We start from the raw sequence: 17876 nt of genomic DNA on the forward strand, positions 1-17876 counted from the left end.
CATGCGGGGCAGCCCTGGAACCCTATGGCGCTTGCGGCTTGCCGCGTCATGGGCGTACCGTGACGGGTGTGTTGCAAGATCGTAGACAAGGCGTATCCAGAACCTCCTTTTGCGAGCAAACCCATGTCGACCACCACGCAATATCCCGGTCACCCCTCGGTTTCCGGTCCGGGCGCGATAAGCGGCGGGGCCAGCCATGCCAAGGTGGCTCCCGGCGAGATCGCGGTGGGCGTGGTGGTGGGACGCGCCTCCGAATACTTCGACTTCTTCGTCTTCGGCATTGCCTGCGTGCTGGTTTTTCCGAAGGTGTTCTTCCCCTTCGAAGAGCCGCTGGAAGGCACGCTCTGGTCCTTCGTCATTTTCTCCTTCGCCTTCATCATGCGGCCGATCGGCACGGCCCTCTCCATGGCGATCCAGCGGCGCTGGGGCCGCGCGACCAAGCTGACCGTTGCGCTGTTCCTGCTGGGCACGGCAACGGTGGGGATGGCATTCTTGCCCGGCTACAGCGCCATCGGCGTGCACGCCATTACGCTGCTCGCGGTGTTTCGCTGCCTGCAGGGCCTGGCGTTCGGCGGATCATGGGACGGCCTGCCGTCGCTGCTCGCGCTGAATGCGCCGCCCAACCGCCGCGGCTGGTATTCGATGATGGGCCAGTTGGGCGCGCCGGTGGGCTTCATGGTGGCCAGCGCGCTGTTCCTGTACCTGCACGTGACCCTCACCCAGGCCGATTTCCTGGAATGGGGCTGGCGCTATCCGTTCTTCGTGGCGTTCGCCATCAACGTGGTGGCGCTGTTCGCGCGGCTGCGCCTGGTGGTCACCGAGGAATACACGCAGCTGCTGGAAGAGGGCGAACTCGAACCCATCAGCATCCGCGAGATCATCAGCAAGCAGGGCTACAACCTGTTCATCGGCGCCTTCGCCGCGCTGGCCAGCTATGCCCTGTTCCACCTGGTCACGGTATTTCCGCTGTCCTGGATCGCGGTCAGCGGCACACAACAGATTTCCGATGTGCTGATCGTGCAGATCGTCGGCGCGGTGCTGGGCATCCTGGGCACGATCGCCTCGGGCTGGCTGGCCGACCGGATCGGCCGGCGCACCACGCTGGGCCTGCTGGCCATGCTGATCGGCGTGTTCGCGCTGGTCGCGCCCTGGCTGCTGGGCGGCGGACCGAAGGCGCAGGACGCGTTCATCCTGATCGGCTTCGCGCTGCTGGGCCTGTCCTACGGCCAGGCGTCGGGAACCGTCACCGCCAACTTCACGCGGCGCTTCCGCTACACCGGCGCGGCGCTGACGTCCGACCTGGCCTGGCTGTTTGGCGCGGCCTTCGCGCCCCTGGTGGCGCTGGGGCTGTCGGCGCGCTTCGGACTGGTGGCGGTCAGCGTCTACCTGCTGTCCGGCGCGGCCTGCACGCTGCTGGCGCTGCGCATCAACAAGGTGCTGGAGACGCGCGACTGAGCGTCGCGGCGCTCAGCCGCCATAGCCTTCCAGCACGTTTGCCACGTTGGCGCCCACGTCCGCCACGGCATAGCCGCCTTCCATCGTGAAGACGGCGGGCAGGCCCAGGCCGGCCAGCAGGCGCCCGACCTGCAGGTAGTCGGCGCTTTTCAGCTTGAACTTCGAGATCGGATCGCCTTCGTAGGTGTCCACGCCCAGCGCGATGACCACGGCATCCGCCTTGAATGCGCGCACCGCCGCCAGGCCCTGCTCCAGCGCCTGCGTCCACGTGGCGAAATCCGTGCCGGCGGGCAGCGGCAGGTTCAGGTTGCAGCCCTGGCCCGCGCCCTGGCCGCGCTCGTCGGCGTAGCCCAGGAAGAAGGGGTATTCGGTGGTCGGATCGCCGTGCACCGACACGGTCAGCACGTCGTCGCGCTCGTAGAAGATGCTCTGCGTGCCGTTGCCGTGGTGATAGTCCACGTCCAGGATGGCGACGCGCGCGGCGCCCGCATCGCGCAGCGCCTGGGCCGCCAGCGCGGCGTTGTTCAGAAAGCAGTAGCCGCCGAAGAAGTCCGCGCCGGCGTGATGGCCGGGCGGACGCGTCAGCGCCATGGCCGTGCGCGGCCCGTGGCCGGCAGACACGGCGCGGGCGGCATCGATGGCGCAGGCGGCGCCCGCGGTGGCCGCTACCCAGGTGCCCGAGGTCAGCGGACAGCCGCTGTCGAAGGAGAACAGGCCGACCCGGGCGGCGAAGTTGGTGGGCTCCACGTCATGGCGAAAGCCCCGCACCGGCCACACCGAGGGCAGCACGTCCAGCTCGGCATTGGCGGGGTCCAGCGCGATCCACTCCCGCCAGGCGCTGGCCAGGAAGTCCACATAGCGCGGGGTGTGCACGCGCTTGACGAGGTCCAGGTCCGCGGCCGACGGCGCGCGCAGTTCGCCGATGCCGCGCTGGCGCAGCGCATCCAGCACATACTCCAGGCGCGCAGGCGTTTCATGGCAGGGCACCAGCCTGCCGCGGAACATCTCCTGGCGGCCGCTGTGTTGGTCATGGACGGGGTTATGGAAGATCAGCACGGTTGGGATTTCCTTGGATTGTTTGGGCCGGAAAGCGGGCGAGCCGCTACAGCGGCCGGAAAATATACAGCGCCACGGCCGGCAGCTCACGGAAAGCGGAGTAAAGGTCCGCAGTTCAAAGTAGCGCGGATAGCCGCCGCCCACGTCCGCCACGCCCTGGCGCTTCAAGGCCAGCATCGTTCGGGGCACATGGAAATAATGCGCCTTTCGGATGCGAGGGCCGGAGCTTAAGGCAAAGGAGGTGGCCGTTTCGGGAACGGGTAGTCGAACTGGACTTCGTTCGAGTAGAGCGGCTCCGCCAGATTGCCGGGATCGGTCAGGACGACGGCTGCGCGGTAATTTCCGGGGGCAAGCTCGGGCACGAGCGCCACATGGCCGCCGGCGCCGTCCTTGATCATGTAGGCTGACGCGCCGTTATCGTCCTTGCGCCAGACCACCGGCTCGTCCGCCAGGCCGATGTTCGAGCCAGGCGGGCGCGCGCCGGCCGCTTCCAGCGCGACGGCATCGTGCTGAAATAACGGCTGCACGATGCGGTCGCCCTGCGCGTTGATGAGCAGCAGCCAGACGCGGGGGGAAGACAGCCTGGCCGGCGCCGCGCCCTGGTTGTCCAGCCGCAGCGTGAAGCGGCCGCCTGATGCTTCGTCGTCCCATTCTGCCAGGTAGTTGAACAGGGTCAGGTCCAGGCCGGCCGCATCGGGCTGCGCGGGCTGATACCGGTGCTTGTCCACGCGCAGGTCGCCGTAGCGCACCCACTTCAGGACCTTGCCGGCGGATTTGCTGGCGTAGCGCACTTGCAGCCAGTCGCGCGGACGCAGCGCCACCACTTCCAGTTGCTCGCCCTCGGCGGCGCTCATGGCCGGGCGGGCGTTGACGTCCGGGGTGTCGTACAGGTCCAGCCTGCCGACCGGCACCGCGCCGCCATCGAGCGGCGAGCCTTCGCCCTCGATGTCGATGCGGGCCACGGAGCTGTCCTCGCGGAAATGGCTGGTCAGGTCGGCGTGGGCGCTTTCCAGTCCGAACAGCGCTTGCGTGGTCCACGAGGCGGCGCGCGCGGTGCCGTCCGGCCGCAGCGCATATTCTTCGAAGCCGTTGCTGGCGGCGCCATAGCGGCAGGCCACGCGGATGACGGCGGCCTTGGGGTCGAAGACCGGGTTGACGAAGCCGCGGCAGGGGCTGGCCTGGCTGTCCGGATGCTGGATCTCCTGGAAGCCGCCGTCGCCGGGACGGTACAGGAACAGGCGGGCGAATACCTGCGTGCCGCCGCCGCTTTGGCCCAGCACCAGGTCGCGGTAGCCGTCGTGATTGATGTCCACCGATTCCATCTGGTCGATTTCTTCGTCGAAGACGCCCAGCAACTGCTCGGGGCCGTTGCCCACGCGCACCGTGGCGCGTTCTTCGGCGCCGCCGCTGGTCGTCGCCACGGCCGATAACCCCGCCTTGATGGGATAGGGAAAGTCGCGCGCGCAGGCGCCTTGTCCCAGCGTCGCCAGCATGGCCGCAAGCAGAATTCCTTTCACCTGTTCCATCCTCGCATCGGGTTTTGCCGCGCATTATGCCCCAGCGCCTTGCGGGTAAACGAGCAGTGCATGTGCGCGGGCGGCCCGTCATCCTGGGTAGAATTCAACGATAGGCCTTGCTTGCTCCGCCGGGTCCCGGCAGCCCTCCGCCATGAACTTCCCATTTCCGATCCGCCAAGAATGTCCGCCGGGCGCCTGCGTGTGCGACCGCGACCGACTGCTGGCCGATCCCGCGGCGGACGTGCGCATCCTGCGGCTGACCAAGGAAGAGGAAAAGCGGCTGGTGGCGCGCCTGGAGCGCATCGCCAGCCTGGAGGACCTGCGGGCGATGCAGGGACGCATCCATGCGCAATTGGGCATCCTGATCCGGATCACGCCCAGCGATAACGAGGTGCGCACGTCGCGGGGCATCTCGATCCAGCTCGAAGACCTGCCGGGCCTGTGCCGCAAGACGCGCGCATCGCTTCCGGCGGCGATCCGCCGCGGTTTCGACAACCGTCCCGAGATCGTCTATGCGCTGCTCAACGAGCGCGACCTGCTGAGCGGGACCTGAGCCGCGCGCTCAGGATTTCCTGCCGCCGGACGGGGCCTGGCAGGGCGCCAGCGGCACGACGTCGGCCGGGGCGCGCCCGGCCTCGGGGTGGATCGCATCCCGCTTCTTGCCGGCGCGCGCGGGGTAGATGAGCAGCACTGCGCTGCCCGCTTCCAGCTTGGGGCCCTGCTCGGAGCCGTAGGCCACTGTCCAGCCGCGCACCGCAAGCGGGGCAAGCGTGTACTGAAGCGCCGATCCGGGCGACACGTGCGCGACCTTGCCGGCGTACAGCTCCTGTTGCGGCGTGTCCACGCCGTCGACGATCTGGTAGGTGGCGATGCTGACGAGCGAGGCGGATTCCCCGCCGCGCGCCAGGATCGCGGTCTTGTATTTGCCGGGAGGGATGTCCGTCAGGCTGACGCTGATGTTCCCGCGGGCCTGGCCGCTGGCGTCCAGATGGACCCCGATGACGTCGGCGTGGGACAGCGGCGCGGCACCTGTGTTGCGCACCCGCACGCTGTACTGCCCCGATGTGCCCGTCACCGTGCAGGCTTGCACCCCGTGGGGGGAGGGCGAGGCTTGCGCATTTGCCATCGAGGCAGAGGCAAGCAGCGCCGCCAGGGGCAGGAATAGGGCACGGGGAGATCGAGAGGGCACGGCACGCTCCTGGTGAGGGCAGCGTGCCGGGCGGCGACGTTGCCTGCCCTTATTACACCACTTGACGGCCAGAGGCCGCGTCCCGCTCGCGCTTGCCCGCCAGCCAGTGCAGGATCAGCGCCAGCACCAGCAGGCCGGCCATGATGAAGCCCCAGCAGATCCAGCCCAGCACCGAGATCAACGTGCCCAGGCTGCCCGCAAACGGCAGCACCTGGTTCAGGCCTTGGGCGGCCCAGACCAGGCCGCCCTGCAGCGACTGCAGCCAGGCGGGGTCGAGCCAGGCGGCCGCCCAGCCGGGCGCGACCCACTGCGAGGTGTCGATTGCGGCGCCCGGCACCTGGGCCGTGGCGATGGTTGCCAGAACCCAGTCGGTCAGCTGCAAGGTCAGCGCCACCAGCCCGGTCCAGAGTGCGGCAAGCACGGCGAAAGCGAGCCAGATGATTTTTTTCATTGAAGCGGTACTCCGATATTTCAAAAGAGGGACCACGATAAAGCGGATTCTATTTCTGAAAAACCAGAATGGATGTGACAAACATTAAGAAAAAACCGAAGTCTTGGCCTGGGCGAGTACCGCCTGCACCAGCGGATGATGCTGGCCGCGGCGGTTGCGGATGGCGTGGATCTCTTCGTGGACGTCCTCGCGCCGGGCCAGCGGGCGCAAGCCGCGCAGCAGGCCGATGTCGTCTCCGCCCAGGCGGCTGAGCGGGAATACGCCCAGGCCCCGGGCCGCGAATACCGACATCAGCGCGCTGTCCTCGAATTCGCCCACCACATTGGGATACACGCCTTGCTCGCCGAACCAGCGGTCCAGCGTCTGGCGCAGCACGGAATGGCCTGTGGGAAGCAGCACGGGCAGGCGTTCCAGGCAGCGCGGAAAGTCCAGCGTATCCGATTTGCGCACCAGTTTGGCGGGGCCGTACCAGTCGACCGGGGACGACACCAGGCGATCGCTGGTGAGCCGCAGGTTGGGGTTGGCGGGGGCGCCCTGGCCGGCCAGCACCAGATCGAGGTGGTGCCGGGCCAGTTCCCCCAGCAGTTCCTCGACCTCGCCTTCGTGGCAGGTCAGCCGCAGGTCGGGAGTGTGCAGCACCGGGCCGAGCAGCGCGTGCGCGGCCAGCTTCGAGATGCCGTCGGATAGCCCCACCGACAGGCGGATGACCGGCTTGGTAGCCGCCGCCCGGACTTCCTGCGGCAGCTCCTGGCCGATCTGGAAGATCTCTTCGGCGCGCGCGAAGGCCGCTTCGCCGGCGTCGGTCAGCGTCACGCCCCGTCCGGCGGGCTTGAGCAGCTGATGGCCCAGGTTTTTTTCCAGTTCCCGCACTTGGGCGCTGATGGTCTGGATGGCCATGTCCAGCCTTTCGGCGGCGCGGGAGAAGCCGCCTTCCTTGGCGACCATCCAGAAGTAATACAGGTGTCGGTAGTTCAGCATGACTCGGCTCGCTTCGGTTTTTTCGAACCTTAACTCACTTTCAGGCTGATTTCTCCGGGGGCGCGGTATCCGGATCATGAACGCCTTCGAACCTAGCGGGGCATACATGGACACCTTGATCACCTTCTTCAACGCCGATTTCCTCGGCACGCCAACCTGGAGCTGGCTGCTATTCATCGGCATCGTCGTCAGCCTGCTGGTCTTCGACCTGGGCGTGCTGCACAAGGAAGACCGCGAGATCGGCGTGCGTGAAAGCCTGCTGCTTTCGGCCGGCTACATCACCGCGGCGCTGCTGTTTGGCGGCTGGGTCTGGTGGCAGCTGGGCGCGGCCAGCGGCATGGCCTATTACACGGGCTTCATGATCGAGAAGTCGCTGTCCATGGACAACGTCTTCGTGATCGCGCTGATCTTCAGCTTCTTCGCGATTCCGCGCCAGTACCAGCACCGCGTGCTGTTCTGGGGCATCCTGGGCGTGATCGTGCTGCGCGCCATCATGATCGGCCTGGGCGCCGCGCTGGTCAGCAACTTCGGCTGGCTGCTGTATCTGTTCGGCGCGTTCCTGGTGTTCACGGGCATCAAGATGTGGATGATCGCCGACCAGACGCCGGACATCGCCACCAACCCGATCCTGAAGTTCCTGAAGCGCCGCATGCGCGTCACGGACGGCCTGCGCGGCAATGCCTTCGTCGTGACCGAAACCGATCCGGCGACGTCGAAGAAGGTGCGTTGGGCCACGCCGCTGCTGCTGGCGCTGGTGCTGATCGAGTTTGTCGACCTGGTGTTCGCGGTGGATTCGGTGCCGGCCATCTTCGCCATCACGACCGACCCGTTCATCGTCTACACCAGCAACATCTTCGCCATCCTGGGCCTGCGCGCGCTGTACTTCGCGCTGGCCGCGATGATCCACCGCTTCCACTACCTGAAGTACGCCCTGGCCCTGGTCCTGGTGTTCATCGGCACGAAGATCTTCCTGGTGGGCTTCATCGGCAAGGTGCCGGCGGCGATCTCGCTGGGCGTGACCTTCAGCCTGATTCTTGGCGGCGTGCTGTTTTCGCTGTGGAAAACCAGGTCGGATGAATTGAAGCCGCAGTAACCGCGCCGTTCTCCACGGGGCCAGCCCGCCCGCCGACTCGCATCGGCGGGCGGGCTGTTTATTGATGGATATTCATATCGGCAGGATATGGCAGGGGTGGTGTTTTTGGATTTGTCATATGGGTGGCCCAGGCGTAGAGTCGGGCGATACACAGTGCCTCGCAGGAGCGATCATGACAAGCTGGTCCGCCAAGCAGTATTCCGCCTTTGAAAACGAGCGCACCCGTCCGGTGCGGGACCTGGTCGCGGCCTTGCCGAACCAGGACGTCAGGCGCGCGGTGGACCTGGGCTGCGGGCCCGGCAACTCCACGGAAGTGCTTGCCAGCCGCTACCCCGATGCCGAAGTCGCGGGCATGGACAGCTCGCACGACATGATCGTGGCCGCGCGCAAGCGCCTGCCCGCGCTGTCGTTCGAATTGGCGGACATCGCCTCCTGGAATCCGCCGCAATCCTATGACGTGATCCTGGCCAACGCGGCCCTGCAATGGGTGCCCGACCATGACACGCTCTATCCCAGGCTGGTGTCCAAGCTGGCTCCGGGCGGCAGCCTGGCGGTGCAGACGCCCGACAACCTGGAAGAGCCCGCCCATCGGCTGGCGCGGCAGGTGGCGGGCGAAGCGCCGTGGGCGGCAAAGACCGGCGGGGTCAAGCACCCGCCGCGCCACAGCGCCGCCTGGTATTACGAATTGCTCAAGCCGCATTGCGGAGTGCTGGATGTGTGGCGCACGACCTATCACCATCCGCTGGCGGGCGCCGCGGCCGTGGTGGAGTGGTTCAAGGGCACGGCGCTGCGCCCGTACCTGGATAAGCTGGACGCGTCCGAGCAGGCCAGTTTCCTGGCCCGCTACCAGTCGCTGATCGAAGCGGCCTATCCCGCGCTGGCGGATGGCACCGTGCTGCTGCCGTTTCCGCGGCTGTTCATCGTGGCCGGCCCCAAGCAGGGATAACGCGGGGGCGGCGCGGTGGGCCGGATCAGGCGTCGGCGCCGGGCGCGCCGGGCTGCCCGTCGGTCTTGTCGGCGAAGTAGCGGGCGGGCGTCTTGCCCAGCGTCTTCTTGAACATGGTGATGAAGGCGCTGACCGACTCATAGCCCAGGTCTTCCGCGGTGCGCTGCACGGAAACGCCCGCGGACAAGCGCTGCAGGGCCAGGATGATGTGCAGCTGCTGGCGCCAGCGCCCAAAGCTCATGCCGACTTCCTGCTGCACCAGCCGCGCCAGGGTGCGTTCGCTCATGGCGACGCGCTTGCCCCACTGCGCGACCGTGCTGCGGTCGGCGGGGTCCGCGTTCAGCGCGCCGGCGATCTCGCGCAGGCGGGGGTGATCGGAGATCGGCAGATGCAGGTGCTCGGTGGGCATGCGCGTCAATTGCTCGACCAGCACGTCGGCCAGCTTGCGGCTGGCGGCGGACGTGGCGTCGGCCGGGGGCAGGCCGGCCAGGTGCACGACCAGCTCGCGGACCAGCGGCGTGATCGCCAGCGTGCAGCACGCGGTGGGCAGGCCCGGCGCGTCGGCCGGGACAAACAGGAAGCAGACTTGCCCGTTCACGGTGACGCGGTTGCTGTGCGGCACGCCGCCGGGAATCCAGACGCCGCATTGGGGCGGCACCATCCACAGCCCTTGCGGCACCGAACAGGTCACCCCGCCTCGCAAGGCCAGCACGAGCTGGCCCATGTGATGGCGGTGCGTCGGGGATTCGTTGTCCTGTTCGGCCGCATGCACGGGCATGGCGAAGGTCCACTGCGTGGCGGAATCGGGATCGAAGGGAGGGAGCGGGCTGGCGGGTGTGTGCATGCGGGGCCGGCATGATCGTGGGCCTGCCGGTTGGCGGAATTTAGGGATAGTTTGTCATTGTCTCGAAATTCGGTAAAGCAGCGCCTGCGTAAGCTTGTGGCGTCGGAATGCGGCTTGTGCGCGCATTCCCCTTTCGATTCCGCAGGTTGCCGCCATGACTCACGTCCCTCTCCATACCCGCCCCAACAGCCGCCCGGTGCTGCTGATCCTGGGCATTCTTTGCATCGCCATGGCCTTGCGCGCGCCGGTCACCGGGGTGGCGCCGCTTATCGGCATGATCCGCGAACAGCTGGCGCTGTCCTCGGCCGCGGCGGGCATGCTGATCACGCTGCCGCTGCTGGCCTTCGCGGTGGTATCGCTGTTTGCCGCGGGGCTGGCGCGCCGTTTCGGGCTGGAGCGCACGCTGTTCGGGGCGCTGCTGCTGATCGCCGCCGGCATCGTCGCGCGCACGCAGGGCGCGGCCTGGGGGCTCTACGCGGGCACGGCCGTCATCGGCTCGGGCATCGCCATCGGCAACGTCCTGCTGCCCAGCCTGCTCAAGCGCGACTTTCCGCAGCGCGTCGCCGGGCTGACCTCCGCGTATGTGCTGACCATGAGCGTTGCCGCGGGCGTGGCGTCCGCCATCGCGATTCCGCTGGCCAATCTGTCGACGGGCGGCTGGCGGTTTTCGACCCTGTGCCTGCTGGCGGTGCCCGCGGTCAGCCTGCTGCTGTGGCTGCCCCAGCTTGCCAATCACACGCCGCCCGCGGCGACGACCGCGCACGCCCCGCATGGCCCGCGCCTGTGGCATTCCCCGCTGGCCTGGCAGGTCACGCTGTACCTGGGCATCAATTCCTTTGTGTTCTATGTGGGCGTGAGCTGGCTGCCCGCCATCCTGCGCGACGCCGGCTACTCGGCCGAGCGCGCCGGGTCCCTGCACGGGCTGCTGCAGATGATGTCCGCCGTGCCGGCGCTGTTTCTTGCTCCGGTGGTGCGCCGGCTGAAGGACCAGCGCGGCGCGGCGTTCTGCTCGGCGGCGGCTTCCTTCGTCGCGCTGGCGGGCCTGATCGCCGCGCCCGCCTGGGCGACGCTGTGGATCGTGCTGCTGGGATTGGGAACGGGCGGCGGCATCATCCTGGGCCTGGCATTCGTGGGCCTGCGCGCGAGCCATGCGCAGCAGGCCGCGGCGCTGTCGGGCATGGCGCAGTGCATCGGCTATCTTTTCGCGGCGACGGGCCCTGCCCTGGTGGGGGCCTTGCACGACGGGCTGGGCGGCTGGGGCGTCGCGCTGGGCGTGTGCGCCGGCCTATGCGTGGCGATGGCGCTCGTCGGCCTGTATGCGGGCCGGGCCATCCAGATCGGCCAGCACCGCAGCCGGACGCCGGCGGAACCGGCGCCGTCCGCGCGCTGAGCCGGCGCCTTACGGCCGGCCGGCCTGGTCCTTCCAGAGGCGCACCAGCGTGTCGGGCGTGTCTGCCTCGGGTACGTCGAAGCTGATCTGCGACGTCTCGGCGCCTTCGTACACCACTTCCACATGGAAGTAGCGCTGGTCGCCGCCGGCGCCGGCGTTCGCGGGCACCGCCTTGGGCGCGGCAAGCTGCAGCGCGTCGCACACCTCTTGCCGCACGCCCGGCGGGCAGGTGGCCAGGTCGATGTGGCGGGGCTGCGCCAGGCCGGGCAGGTAGGCCAGGCCGCCCTCGCGGGTCAGGCGCACCAGCTGGGCCAGGTCGAGCGGAGGCAGTTCGATCATGGCAGGACTCCCACGGTCTTCCAGGCCTGCTCGACGGCGCGGCGCACGGCGGCGTCGTGCCGTTCGCCCGCGACGTCCAGCGTCAGGCTGGCGAAATCCTTGAACTCCGCGTCGTGGCGCAGGCGCTTGTCGCACAGCGTGTCGTACCAGACCCGGCCGGCGCCGTTCCAGGCGTTGCCGTCCAGCGCGGTGGCGGCCAGATAAAACGCGCGGTTGGGGATGCCGGAGTTGATATGCACGCCGCCGTTGTCGTGCGGCGTGTCGACGTAGGCGCTCATGTGCGCGGGTTGCGGGTCCTTGCCGAGCACGGGATCGTCGTATGCGGTGCCCGGCTCGGCCATGGAGCGCAGGGCGCGCGCCTTCACCTTGGGCGTGAACAGGCCCTGGCCCACCAGCCAGTCGGCCTGCCGGGCCGTCTGGCCCAGCGCGTACTGCTTGACCAGCGCGCCGAACACGTCGCACAGCGATTCGTTCAGCGCGCCGGACTGGCCCTGGTAGAGCAGGGCGGCTTCCGTGTCGATCACGCCGTGCGTGAGTTCGTGGCCGATGATGTCGACCGCGATGGTGAAGCGGTTGAAGATCTCGCCGTCGCCATCGCCGAACACCATCTGCGCGCCATTCCAGAAGGCGTTTTCGTAGTCTTCGCCGTAATGGACGGTGCCCACCAGCGGCAGCCCGTGGGCGTCGATGGAATGGCGCTTGTAGACGTTCCAGAACAGCTTGTAGGTTGCGCCCAGGTGCGCATAGGCCTCGTCCACCGCGACGTCGCCGCTGGCCGGCTGCCCTTCGGCGCGCACCAGCCGGCCGGGCAGGCTGGTGGTGTTGGCCGCGTCATGCACGGCGCGCTCCGGCGTGCCCGCCGGCGCGGCGTGCTGGGCCGGCGCCAGCGTGGCGCGGGGCGGCTGGTCGGCCATCTCGCGCAAGCTGCGCTGCTGCTGGTCGATGATCAGCGTCTTGACGGCGGGCATGCTGACGCGCGCATCGGCGTGTTGCGCCAGGCGGTCCAGCATGTAGGGCGGGACCACTCCGATAAGGGGAGCGGACTCGGAAGGACGTGGCATGGTCGGTCTCCATCGTGGGCGCCGGATACAAGCCTGGGCGCGGGGCAGGATTACGGTAGCAGACGGGCCGGGCTGGAGGACGTAACAGTGTGCGGCGCGATGCGAGCATAGTGAAAATCCGCTCCGGGAATGTCCGGCTACCTTCTGCAAAACATGGAAACACTCGCGGCGGCTTGCGGGGTCCATCCGTCCCCCTCCCGGGATAGAATCCGTGGCTTCTTTCCCGGGGGGGACGCTCGATGAGGTATTTCCTGATCTTGGTGGGGGCCGCGGTGGTCGCCTATCTGCTGGCCCGCGGCATCGCGGCCGTGCTCTCGGACCGTAAACGTACAAAATCAGACAAGGACTACAAGTGAAGCCGACGGACATCCAGATGATCAAGACGATAGGGGTGGCCAAGCCGCGCAGCCTCAAGGTCGCCATCGGCACCGGCATCCTCTTCCTGCTGATCCTGTTCATCGCCTTTGGCTCGTGGTTCCAGGTCGACCAGGGCGAGCGGGGCGTGGTGCTGCGCAACGGCAAGCTGGTGCGCGTGTCCGAGCCCGGCCTGGATTTCAAGACGCCCTTCATCGACAACGTGATGACGGTGTCCGTGCGCGACCACACCTTTGTGTTCGAAAAGCTGGAGGCGTACAGCTATGACCAGCAGCCGGCGTCCCTGCGCGTGTCGGTGTCGTACCGCGTGCCGCCCGAGCACGTGGCCGAGCTGTATTCGGAATACGGCACGATCGCCAATCTCCAGATGCGCGTGCTGGAACGCAAGACGCCGGACGCGGTGAAGAACGTGTTTGGCCAGTACACCGCGGTGCGCGCCATCCAGGAACGCCAGAAGCTGGGCCTGGACGTGAACAACGCCGTGCTGAAAACGATGGAAGGCGCGCCGGTGCAGGTGGTGGGCGTGCAGATCGAGGAAGTGGGCTTCTCGCAGGCCTACGAGCACTCGATCGAGCAGCGCATGCTGGCCCAGGTGCAGATCGAGACCACGCGCCAGCAGAAGGAAACGGCGATGATCAATGCCGAGATCCAGGTGGTCAAGGCGAAGGCCGAAGCCGATGCGCGCCGCCAGCAGTTCACGGCCGAAGCCGACGGCATCCGCATGCGCGGCGAAGCCGAAGCGGCGTCGATCCGCGCCAAGGCCGAGGCGCTGGCCGCCAACACCAACCTGGTGAGCCTGAACGCGGTTGAAAAGTGGGATGGCGTGCTGCCGTCCACGCAGGTGCCCGGCGCGGCGCTGCCGTTCATCGGCATCAAGTAGCCGCGGCGCCCGACGGGTGCGCCGGCATGGCGGGCATCTGCTGCCGCCGGCGCGCGAAGTCCACGATATGCTCGCCGGGCACCGCCTTGCTGTAGTACCAGCCCTGCACGATGATCTCGGCGCTGGAGGCGAGCGATGAAAGCTGCTTGTCCGTCTCCACGCCTTCCACGATGATCTGCAGGTTCAGCGCCTCGCAAAAACGCAGCAGGCCGCTCATCACCAGCGCGCCGCGCTCATGGCTTTGCGCCAGCACGAAGCTGCGGTCGATCTTGACCGCGTCGATCTGGAACTGATGCAGGTAGCTCAGCGCCGAGTACCCCGTGCCGAAGTCGTCGATATAGACGCGCGCACCGATGTCGTGCAGGCGGCCGAAGGCGGTGTGCAGCGCCTGGGCGTCCTCGACCAGCGCGTCTTCCGTCAGCTCCACGGACACCTGCCCCTGCGCCTGTTCCAGCACCTTGATCAGCTTGTCCAGGTCGGCGGCCGAGGTCAGCGTCCCGCCGGTGACGTTGATGGTCATCGGCAGCGTGAAGCCTTGCGCGCGCCAGGCCTGGCATTGCAGCACCGCCTGCCTGGCGACCCACAGGTCCACGTCGCGCATCAGGCCGGCCTGCGCGAGCCAGCGCAGGAACTCCAGCGGCGCCTGCTGAGCGCCTTCCGGCCCGGTCGCGCGCAGCAGGGCCTCGCAGCCGGTGCACAGGCCGCTGCGCAGCGACACCTGCGGCTGGAATTCCAGGTAGAAGTCGTACTCGCTGATGGCGCGGATGCGCGAGATCTCGGCGCTGCGCCGCGCGCGGTTGGCATAGGTGGCCACGACGGGATCGTGCGCATACAGCAGCGACTCTTCCTGGAGCCGAGGGAAGGTGGTGTCCAGGGACTTGAAATACACCGTGGCGTCCGCCTTGCGCTGGCGTTCCAGGGCAATCACGCAGGGGGCGTAGAGGCAGGCGCCCAGCATCACCAGGAACAGTTGCAGCGCGACGCCGCCCAGGTGTTCGCCCGCGCCGACGTAGGCATTGAACAGCACGGGCGAGGTCAGGGGCAGCGCGACCGTCGCCTGCGGCAGCCAGCCCAGCTGCACCACGGCCAGCGCAATGATCACGTTGGTCACCGGCGCCAGGATGAAGGGAAGCAGCAGCCGGGGATTGAGGATCAGCGGCACGCCGAACAGCAGGATCTCGTTCACGTTCAGCAGCGATACCGGGATGCTGGCCAGCGCCAGCAGGCGCAGCGACTCGCTGCGCGAACAGAGCAGGATGGCCGCCGCCAGCGATAGCGTCGCGCCCGATCCGCCGATGAAGACAAAGGCGCCCAGCAGGGTGCTGTTCAGCGCATAGACGCTTTCATAGCCCGCCGCGACGGTGGTCGCGTTGAGCTGGGTGGCCTGGTCCAGCACCTCCATGATGGGCGCCATGGCGTGGACACCGTGGATGCCGAAGAACCACAGCAGGGAGTTCAGCGCGGCGACCAGCGCGCCGGTGGTGTAGGGGTTGTCCAGCGAGGCGAGGCTGAGCGGGATGTTGAACTGCGCCACGGCGGGAATGCGCAGGGCGGCGTGCAGCAGCGCCGTCACCAGGCAGGCTGTCAGCAGGCCCGGCATCACCATGTTCAGCGTGTCGCGGACGTTGTCGCTGATCAGGCCGTCGGGCGCCAGCCGCGTCCAGCGGCGGCGATGCAGCCATGCCATCAGCGGCACGGTCGCCAGCGGCGAGACGATGGCGATGAAGAGCATCAGGGTGGACGCCGCCTGGGGGTAAGGCGCCAGCAGGCTCTCGGCGATGACGACATAGGACAGGCAAAGCAGCGCCGTCGGCAGATGGGGCAGGCGGTGACGGATCGAGAGCATATAGCCGATGGACATGCCGGCCAGCAGCGGCATGATGCCGTTGAGCTTGCGGTGCACGCCGGCCAGCAGGTCGGCGATGCCGTCCGACAGGCCCAGTTGCCGGGCGAAGACGGACAGGACCAGGAACATCGCCGAGACCAGCAGGCAGGGCATGGTCCACAGCAGGCCTTCGCGGATGGCGCGCAGGCCGTTGGCGCTCGCCAAGGCGGCCAGCCGATCTTGTGGATAGCGCAGGAAGATCGATTTCGGCATGGCCGTCGCTCCCCCGGGTTGACCTGAGCGATGACGCCGCCGCCGCCGGGCATTGTAAAAATCCGTTGCCGCATCCTAGCGCCTGTGTTCACGCTTTAGCAATGAGATCGCCGAATTATCTTAGGGATTCCCCTCTGTCAAGAATTGAAAAGCGGGCGCATCGTGACAGGACAATCAAGACCAGGGCGCTATACGATCGGTCGGGATGCCGCCCGTTCGCGGGGTGTGCGCGCTCACGCATAAGCTTCACCAAGAAGGAGACATGGATGTCTCAGTTGGATTGGACGCCCGGCGATACCGCGCCGGATCGTCAGGGCTACTACGAAACGCGGCTGGACACGGGGTCCACCGCCATTTCGCTTTACAGCGTATTGGGCTGGATGCCGGTGAAGACGCCGGGCAACATGGTGAGCTGGCGCGCCTTGCCGCCTGCCGCCGAAAAAGAAGAGGCGGAGCGGCACCTGCAGGAAATCCGGGCCGCGCAAACCCATTTCCCCATGGATTACTGACGGCGCGAAGCGGCGGGACTGCGCGGCGTTGCGCCGCGCAGCCTTCGGCGACGGTTCCTTGCAAAGACAAAAACCGCAACTATAATTGCGAATCATTTTCATTTTGTCTTGTTCCCTGGCGGCGACGCCGGGCCGGACCGCCATGCCATCCTCTTCATTCGCCCCTCGCGCAGAGGTGCAATCCGTCTACCTTGCCCATCACCAATGGCTGCGCGGCGTGCTGCAGCGCAAGCTGGGCAATGCGTCCGACGCGGCGGACCTGGCGCATGACACCTTCGAGCGGCTGATCCGCGCCAACGTCCGCGAACCCCTGAGCGAGCCCCGCGCCTACCTGCGCACCATCGCCACCCGCCTGCTGATCGGCCGGGCGCGGCGCGCGGCGCTCGAAACCGCCTACGCCGAGACGCTGGCGCTGCAGCCCGTGGCCGTCGAACCCTCGGTGGAGGCGCGCGCCTTGATCATCGAGGCGCTGGAGCAGGTCTGCGAACTGTTGGACACCCTGCCGATGACCAGCCGCCGTATCTTCCTGATGGCGCAGATCGACGGCCTGTCCTACGCCGAGATCGGCGAGCAGCTGGGCCTGACGCCCAATGCCGTGCAGAAGTCGCTGGCGCGCGCGCTGGTGCATTGCTACACGGCCGTCTACGGGTGAGCCGCGCCGCGACGGAAGGCGCCCGGTTGCTGCGCCCGCACGCGCCCGAGGCGGGCGCCATCGATCCCAAGGTGATCCGGCAGGCCGCCGACTGGTGGACGCGGCTGCGCGAAGACGCCAGTCCTGCCGAACGCGAGCGTTTCGACCAGTGGCGCCGGGCGCAGCCCGCGCACGAACTGGCCTGGCAGCGGATCGGCGCGCTGACGCGCGACTTGGCCATGGGCGTGGCGCAGGCGGGGCCGGCCGTGGCCTCGCGCACCTTGCTGCAGGCGCCGCTGATCCAGTCGCGCCGCGCCGCGATCCGCCTGTTGGCGTCCGCCGTCGGCCTGGGCCTGGGCGCCTGGGCGGTGGGCGAGCGCGACACGATCCGCAACCTGTCCGCCGATCTGCGCACCGGCACGGGCGAGCGCCGGGCGCTGACCCTGCCGGACGGCACCCGGGTCGAGCTGAACACCGGCACTGCCGTGGATCTGCGCTATACCGCCAGCCGCCGCGAACTGGTGCTGCTGGAAGGAGAAATCCTGGTCGCGACCGCCCGCGATCCGGCGGGGCGGCCATTCACCGTGCGCACCCGCAGCGGGTTGCTGACGCCGGTGGGCACGCGCTTCGTGGTGCGCGACCTGGGGGCGGGCCGGATGCGGGTGGCGGTGCTGGAAGGCGCGGTGGACGTGCGCGGCCTGGCGCCGGGCGATGCGGCGCGGCGCGTGCCGGCCGGGGAACAGGCCGAGTTCTCGGCCGCGGGCGGCTTTGCGGCGGGGCCCCTGGAACCGGGCGCCTCCGCGTGGCTGGACGGCATGCTGATCGCCGACGAAATGCCCTTGTCGGACTTCCTGGCGGAACTGGGGCGCTACCGCCCCGGCGTCCTGAATTGTTCCGGCGGGGCATCCGGCTTGCGCGTGGTGGGCGCTTTCCCCCTGGCCGACAGCGACAAGGTGCTGGCCATGCTGCAGGAGGTCCTGCCGGTGCGCGTGCGCCGCTACACCCGCTACTGGGTGACGGTGGGGCTGGCCTGAACCTCGTCCGGCCCTGCCGGTATTTTGTAA

The 17876-nt window shown here is 68.0% G+C and carries 18 protein-coding genes; 9 read left to right on the plus strand and 9 right to left on the minus strand.

The genetic code is table 11. From position 1 onward, the window contains the following. Window positions 1-123 precede the first annotated feature (123 nt). The gene (locus ACFWP0_RS08255) at window positions 124-1455 is read left to right on the plus strand and encodes an MFS transporter (protein ID WP_377841076.1); all 1332 of its coding nucleotides are present in this window, start codon (window positions 124-126) and stop codon (window positions 1453-1455) included. 12 nt (window positions 1456-1467) lie between these two features. On the opposite strand, the gene ACFWP0_RS08260 is transcribed toward ACFWP0_RS08255, so the two are convergent. Both ACFWP0_RS08260 and ACFWP0_RS08265 read right to left on the minus strand, forming a co-directional pair. Beyond that, complete coding sequence (locus tag ACFWP0_RS08260) at window positions 1468-2511, minus strand: histone deacetylase family protein (RefSeq protein ID WP_377841078.1); 1044 nt, start codon at window positions 2509-2511, stop codon at window positions 1468-1470. Between the two features lie 227 nt (window positions 2512-2738). Next, entirely contained in the window at window positions 2739-4028 is a 1290-nt protein-coding gene (locus tag ACFWP0_RS08265; protein WP_377841079.1) for an XAC2610-related protein, read from the minus strand. Window positions 4029-4179: 151 nt separating this feature from the next. On the opposite strand from ACFWP0_RS08265, the gene ACFWP0_RS08270 reads away from it, so the two are divergent. Continuing rightward, window positions 4180-4581, plus strand: coding sequence for a hypothetical protein (locus ACFWP0_RS08270; RefSeq protein WP_377841081.1), 402 nt, complete (start codon window positions 4180-4182; stop codon window positions 4579-4581). Window positions 4582-4590: 9 nt separating this feature from the next. Here ACFWP0_RS08270 and ACFWP0_RS08275 read toward each other — a convergent pair whose 3' ends face one another. The 3 genes from ACFWP0_RS08275 to ACFWP0_RS08285 all read right to left on the minus strand — a co-directional run bounded on the left by ACFWP0_RS08275 (window position 4591) and on the right by ACFWP0_RS08285 (window position 6646). Further along, complete coding sequence (locus tag ACFWP0_RS08275) at window positions 4591-5217, minus strand: hypothetical protein (protein ID WP_377841082.1); 627 nt, start codon at window positions 5215-5217, stop codon at window positions 4591-4593. A 52-nt stretch (window positions 5218-5269) separates the two neighbouring features. Then, on the minus strand, window positions 5270-5668 hold the full coding sequence (locus ACFWP0_RS08280; protein ID WP_377841084.1) for a hypothetical protein: 399 nt from the start codon (window positions 5666-5668) through the stop codon (window positions 5270-5272). A gap of 84 nt (window positions 5669-5752) precedes the next feature. Next, window positions 5753-6646, minus strand: coding sequence for a LysR family transcriptional regulator (locus ACFWP0_RS08285; protein WP_377841085.1), 894 nt, complete (start codon window positions 6644-6646; stop codon window positions 5753-5755). Window positions 6647-6752: 106 nt separating this feature from the next. On the opposite strand from ACFWP0_RS08285, the gene ACFWP0_RS08290 reads away from it, so the two are divergent. Beyond that, the gene (locus tag ACFWP0_RS08290) at window positions 6753-7739 is read left to right on the plus strand and encodes a TerC family protein (protein WP_377841087.1); all 987 of its coding nucleotides are present in this window, start codon (window positions 6753-6755) and stop codon (window positions 7737-7739) included. A gap of 172 nt (window positions 7740-7911) precedes the next feature. Then, a complete protein-coding gene (gene tam, locus ACFWP0_RS08295) occupies window positions 7912-8685 on the plus strand; it encodes a trans-aconitate 2-methyltransferase (protein WP_377841088.1) in 774 nt (257 codons plus the stop codon). 25 nt (window positions 8686-8710) lie between these two features. On the opposite strand, the gene ACFWP0_RS08300 is transcribed toward tam, so the two are convergent. Then, on the minus strand, window positions 8711-9529 hold the full coding sequence (locus ACFWP0_RS08300; RefSeq protein ID WP_377841090.1) for an AraC family transcriptional regulator: 819 nt from the start codon (window positions 9527-9529) through the stop codon (window positions 8711-8713). Window positions 9530-9683: 154 nt separating this feature from the next. On the opposite strand from ACFWP0_RS08300, the gene ACFWP0_RS08305 reads away from it, so the two are divergent. Continuing rightward, window positions 9684-10919 (plus strand): MFS transporter, encoded by a 1236-nt coding sequence (locus tag ACFWP0_RS08305; RefSeq protein WP_377841092.1) that lies wholly within the window; start codon window positions 9684-9686, stop codon window positions 10917-10919. 9 nt (window positions 10920-10928) lie between these two features. Here ACFWP0_RS08305 and ACFWP0_RS08310 read toward each other — a convergent pair whose 3' ends face one another. Together ACFWP0_RS08310 and ACFWP0_RS08315 are read right to left on the minus strand one after the other, a co-directional pair. Next, on the minus strand, window positions 10929-11258 hold the full coding sequence (locus tag ACFWP0_RS08310) for a protealysin inhibitor emfourin (RefSeq protein WP_377841093.1): 330 nt from the start codon (window positions 11256-11258) through the stop codon (window positions 10929-10931). Next, a complete protein-coding gene (locus ACFWP0_RS08315; protein WP_377841095.1) occupies window positions 11255-12319 on the minus strand; it encodes a M4 family metallopeptidase in 1065 nt (354 codons plus the stop codon). Before ACFWP0_RS08315 ends, ACFWP0_RS08310 begins: the two co-directional genes overlap by 4 nt. Before the next feature lie 373 nt (window positions 12320-12692). Here ACFWP0_RS08315 and ACFWP0_RS08320 point away from each other — a divergent pair, with 373 nt between their 5' ends. After that, on the plus strand, window positions 12693-13574 hold the full coding sequence (locus tag ACFWP0_RS08320) for an SPFH domain-containing protein (protein ID WP_377841198.1): 882 nt from the start codon (window positions 12693-12695) through the stop codon (window positions 13572-13574). Here the strand turns inward: ACFWP0_RS08320 and ACFWP0_RS08325 are convergent. Continuing rightward, window positions 13567-15672 carry a PTS sugar transporter subunit IIC/EAL domain-containing protein gene (locus ACFWP0_RS08325; RefSeq protein ID WP_377841097.1) on the minus strand — a complete coding sequence of 702 codons (2106 nt, stop codon included), beginning with the start codon at window positions 15670-15672 and terminating at the stop codon, window positions 13567-13569. The genes ACFWP0_RS08320 and ACFWP0_RS08325 overlap by 8 nt on opposite strands. A gap of 266 nt (window positions 15673-15938) precedes the next feature. On the opposite strand from ACFWP0_RS08325, the gene ACFWP0_RS08330 reads away from it, so the two are divergent. The 3 genes from ACFWP0_RS08330 to ACFWP0_RS08340 all read left to right on the plus strand — a co-directional run bounded on the left by ACFWP0_RS08330 (window position 15939) and on the right by ACFWP0_RS08340 (window position 17846). Beyond that, a complete protein-coding gene (locus ACFWP0_RS08330) occupies window positions 15939-16181 on the plus strand; it encodes a hypothetical protein (protein WP_377841099.1) in 243 nt (80 codons plus the stop codon). A gap of 175 nt (window positions 16182-16356) precedes the next feature. Then, a complete protein-coding gene (locus tag ACFWP0_RS08335) occupies window positions 16357-16833 on the plus strand; it encodes a sigma-70 family RNA polymerase sigma factor (protein ID WP_377841101.1) in 477 nt (158 codons plus the stop codon). A gap of 26 nt (window positions 16834-16859) precedes the next feature. Beyond that, entirely contained in the window at window positions 16860-17846 is a 987-nt protein-coding gene (locus ACFWP0_RS08340; RefSeq protein ID WP_377841103.1) for a FecR domain-containing protein, read from the plus strand. Window positions 17847-17876 lie beyond the last annotated feature (30 nt).

It is taken from the genome of Achromobacter sp. NPDC058515 (genome assembly GCF_042721735.1).
Taxonomy (GTDB): domain Bacteria; phylum Pseudomonadota; class Gammaproteobacteria; order Burkholderiales; family Burkholderiaceae_B; genus Achromobacter.

What these genes read in the sequence shown, in the direction of transcription:
- ACFWP0_RS08285 (WP_377841085.1), bottom strand. Translation starts at nt 6,646, where the DNA reads ATGCTGAACTACCGACACCTGTATTACTTCTGGATGGTCGCCAAGGAA.
- ACFWP0_RS08305 (WP_377841092.1), top strand. Translation starts at nt 9,684, where the DNA reads ATGACTCACGTCCCTCTCCATACCCGCCCCAACAGCCGCCCGGTGCTG.
- tam (WP_377841088.1), top strand. Translation starts at nt 7,912, where the DNA reads ATGACAAGCTGGTCCGCCAAGCAGTATTCCGCCTTTGAAAACGAGCGC.
- ACFWP0_RS08310 (WP_377841093.1), bottom strand. Translation starts at nt 11,258, where the DNA reads ATGATCGAACTGCCTCCGCTCGACCTGGCCCAGCTGGTGCGCCTGACC.
- ACFWP0_RS08300 (WP_377841090.1), bottom strand. Translation starts at nt 9,529, where the DNA reads ATGCACACACCCGCCAGCCCGCTCCCTCCCTTCGATCCCGATTCCGCC.
- ACFWP0_RS08255 (WP_377841076.1), top strand. Translation starts at nt 124, where the DNA reads ATGTCGACCACCACGCAATATCCCGGTCACCCCTCGGTTTCCGGTCCG.
- ACFWP0_RS08280 (WP_377841084.1), bottom strand. Translation starts at nt 5,668, where the DNA reads ATGAAAAAAATCATCTGGCTCGCTTTCGCCGTGCTTGCCGCACTCTGG.
- ACFWP0_RS08290 (WP_377841087.1), top strand. Translation starts at nt 6,753, where the DNA reads ATGGACACCTTGATCACCTTCTTCAACGCCGATTTCCTCGGCACGCCA.
- ACFWP0_RS08325 (WP_377841097.1), bottom strand. Translation starts at nt 15,672, where the DNA reads ATGCCGAAATCGATCTTCCTGCGCTATCCACAAGATCGGCTGGCCGCC.
- ACFWP0_RS08320 (WP_377841198.1), top strand. Translation starts at nt 12,693, where the DNA reads ATGATCAAGACGATAGGGGTGGCCAAGCCGCGCAGCCTCAAGGTCGCC.
- ACFWP0_RS08330 (WP_377841099.1), top strand. Translation starts at nt 15,939, where the DNA reads ATGTCTCAGTTGGATTGGACGCCCGGCGATACCGCGCCGGATCGTCAG.
- ACFWP0_RS08315 (WP_377841095.1), bottom strand. Translation starts at nt 12,319, where the DNA reads ATGCCACGTCCTTCCGAGTCCGCTCCCCTTATCGGAGTGGTCCCGCCC.
- ACFWP0_RS08270 (WP_377841081.1), top strand. Translation starts at nt 4,180, where the DNA reads ATGAACTTCCCATTTCCGATCCGCCAAGAATGTCCGCCGGGCGCCTGC.